The sequence below is a fragment of the Congregibacter sp. genome, from assembly GCF_965660375.1.
Taxonomy (GTDB): domain Bacteria; phylum Pseudomonadota; class Gammaproteobacteria; order Pseudomonadales; family Halieaceae; genus Congregibacter.
Window position 1 is genome coordinate 1 of the sequence record NZ_CBFHZO010000119.1, and the last position, 2,974, is coordinate 2,974.

Below are 2,974 nucleotides of genomic sequence, written 5' to 3' on the forward strand. Positions count from 1 at the left end.
GTGGACACCGTCGTAGTAGCCCGCGCTGACCAGCTGGTAGAAACGATCTGCGCCTTGGGGAGCCAGGTCTCGCGTGACCGCTATGGTGAAGCGTCCCTCAGTGGTGTCAAAGCGCGCCGTGAAAGTGTCCGGCGCCCGGCGGCGCCAGATGGCTGCATCCGGGTCTGACAAAGCGGAGTAGTCGCGGAGAGAATCAGGCTGATCGCGGGCGGTGGCGTCGAGAAAACGCGCAAGATAGGGGCCCCAGATGCTCGGCAGGGAATGGGTGCCGTGGCCGCGCGTAAGGCTCGTAATGTCCAGGGTCACCGCCTCGCCGTTCGGGACCCGATCGATATGACTTTCCAGGAGCATAAGCTCCGGCGGGTTTACCTGGTCGTCGGCGGAATTTATCGCCAGTAGCGGCGCCTGGATGTCTTCAAGATGCGGCGCGGGGTTGTAGTCCCGCGAGGCGTCAAAAGCATAGATCAGATCATTGGCATCCATGGCCGCACTGTAGCGATCCAGCGCTGCGTTCAGCATGGCCTCTGCGGCGCTGCGCGTGGGTGCAAGCTTTTGGTACTGAAGGGGACTGGAGACCATAAACACCAGCGGATAAAGCGCTTCCCGGAGTCCTGCGGGTTGGCTGTCGTAAAAGCCCTCTTTGTAATCAGGATCATTTTTGACGCCGTCGATAATCATCTTGCGCAGCATGCGATTGCGACCAGCAACCTCCACGGGCAGGCTCGCCAGAGGCATGATGGCGTCCATGTAGCCCGGATGCTCGTAGCCCCAGACCCAACTTAGCATGCCGCCCATGGAGGTGCCTGTGACCAGACGAAGGTGATTGATGTTCAGGTGCCCTGTGAGTAGACGGTATTGGGCGCGCACCATGTCGTTGTAGCTGTATTTTGGGAAGTCTCCCGCTGATCCGGTGCTCGGTTTACTCGATTGTCCGTGACCAATAGCGTCGGTCAGTACGATGAAGTAGCGCTCGGCATCAAGAATGCCACCGGGAGCGAAAAGCACACCGGCGAATTGCTCTCTCAGAAATCCGGCGCCGCTGCCCGTGGTGCCGTGCATGATCAGCACCGCATTGGTGACCTCTCCCCCGGCATTGCGTCGTGGTGTTCCCAGGGTTCGGTAGTGTTGGGTCAGGGGCTCGGCGCTGCCATCCTCAAAGACAAACTTGTCGATGGTAAATTGCCCCGAGCTGGGAGTCGGCTCGTAGGCTGCGCCGGGGAAAGAAATGCTCAGGCCGAGGAGGGCGATGGCCATCGCCGACAGTAAGCGACGCCATGGAGACTTCAACAAGATAATCATGGGCTTCATTCCTTGTTTTACCCCCGGGAAGATCTACCCCAAAAGCAGGGTCGGTATGCTTGATGAACGTAACAGATCGGCGGTCTTGCTGCCAAAGAGCAGGGTACGCAGGGGCGAATGACTAAAGGCGCCCATGATCAACAGGTCGATTGACTCATCGGTGACTGTTTTCGCGATAACAACTTCGGCATCGCCGGGTTGCAATCGCTTGTCGACGCTATAGCCCGCATCCGTGAGGGTTTTTTCTGCCCAATCAAGCTTTTTGGAGCCATCGGGATTTACCTTGCCGGACATAAGCAGCAGTATCGGTAGATCTCGGAACAGGGCGCTGCCGGCGATCATTTCCACGCCGCGGCGGGTCACGGCACTGCCGTCAAAGGCAAACATGATGCGCTGCGGTTCCCGAAAGCCCTCGGTGACCGTGAGTATGGGTTTGTTAACCGCGCGAACAACGCTCTCCACGTTTCGCCCCAGATCGCGCAGCGTGGCCTCGGCGGATTCTCCGCGACGTCCCAGGACCATCAGCTGTACGCCATCCTCCTGCTCATGCAGTGTTTCTACCAGCTGCCCGTAGCGCTGGCGGATGTCCACCTGGGGTGCTCCCACCGCGCTGGCCCGTTCCCGGAGTCGGTTAAGAAACAGCCTCCCGGCCTCTCGCGCTGCCCGGGTGCGTGCTTCGTCTTCGCTGGAAAGCTTTGTGAGGAGCTGCTCCTGAGCGTCGATACCGATGGTTCCGCTGTGGTCCTCACCGGAGGGTGGTGTTTGGTGAATATCGATAATATGCAGCAGTTCCATGGGCGCCTGGATGCGACGCGCCGCCCAGGCAGCATAGTCTGTCACATAGTCAGCAAAATGCGACTGATCCACACAGGCGAGAATCTTTTCCTGATCACTGATAGCCATAACTTTAATGCCCCATCAATAAATCATCGGCGCCGTCTTTGTCATGCAAAGCGAAGCGATCTACCATGGTGGCACTGGCTTCATTCAGACCAATGACCTCCACCTCGGTGCCCTCGCGCCGAAACTTGAGAATGACCTTATCCAAAGCGCTGATAGCGGTGATATCCCAGAAGTGGGCGCGGCTCACATCGATGCAAACGCGCTCGATCACTTCCTGGTAGTCAAAGGCAGCGATAAAGCGATCAGCACTGGCAAAAAATACCTGGCCGAATACGCGATAGGTTCTGGCACGCCCGTCGTCGTCCACCATGGAACGGAAATAAAGAATCTGTCCGACCTTGTGCGCAAAGAAAAAGCCCGAGAGCAGGACACCGGTGAGCACGCCTCTCGCAAGGTCGTGGGTGGCGACGGTCACCGCGACGGTGGCCAGCATTACGACGCTGGAGCTCCGTGGATGGTCTTTGAGATCGCGAATAGAGGACCAGCTGAAGGTGCCGATGGAGACCATGATCATGACCGCCACCAGCGCGGCCATGGGTATCTGACTAACCCAGGCGTCGGCAAAGACCACCATGATCAGCAGAAACACCCCGGCCACGAGCGTCGAAAGGCGCCCCCGGCCTCCGGATTTCACGTTGATCACCGACTGGCCAATCATGGCGCAGCCGGCCATGCCGCCAATGAATCCGCTGGCGATGTTGGCAATACCCTGACCCACACACTCGCGGTTTTTATTGCTCTTGGTATCCGTCAGGTCGTCGACGATGGTGGC

The 2,974-nt window shown here is 58.6% G+C and carries 3 protein-coding genes; all 3 read right to left on the reverse strand.

Annotated elements, in window-relative coordinates:
* Nucleotides 1-1,299: alpha/beta fold hydrolase (locus ACTG3T_RS12365; protein ID WP_439102587.1), on the reverse strand; the 1,299-nt coding region annotated here is incomplete at its 3' end.
* 33 nt (nt 1,300-1,332) lie between these two features.
* Complete coding sequence (locus tag ACTG3T_RS12370; RefSeq protein WP_439102588.1) at nt 1,333-2,202, reverse strand: universal stress protein; 870 nt, start codon at nt 2,200-2,202, stop codon at nt 1,333-1,335.
* Nucleotides 2,203-2,206: 4 nt separating this feature from the next.
* On the reverse strand, nt 2,207-2,974 hold a 768-nt coding region (locus ACTG3T_RS12375), incomplete at its 5' end, for a SulP family inorganic anion transporter (RefSeq protein ID WP_439102589.1).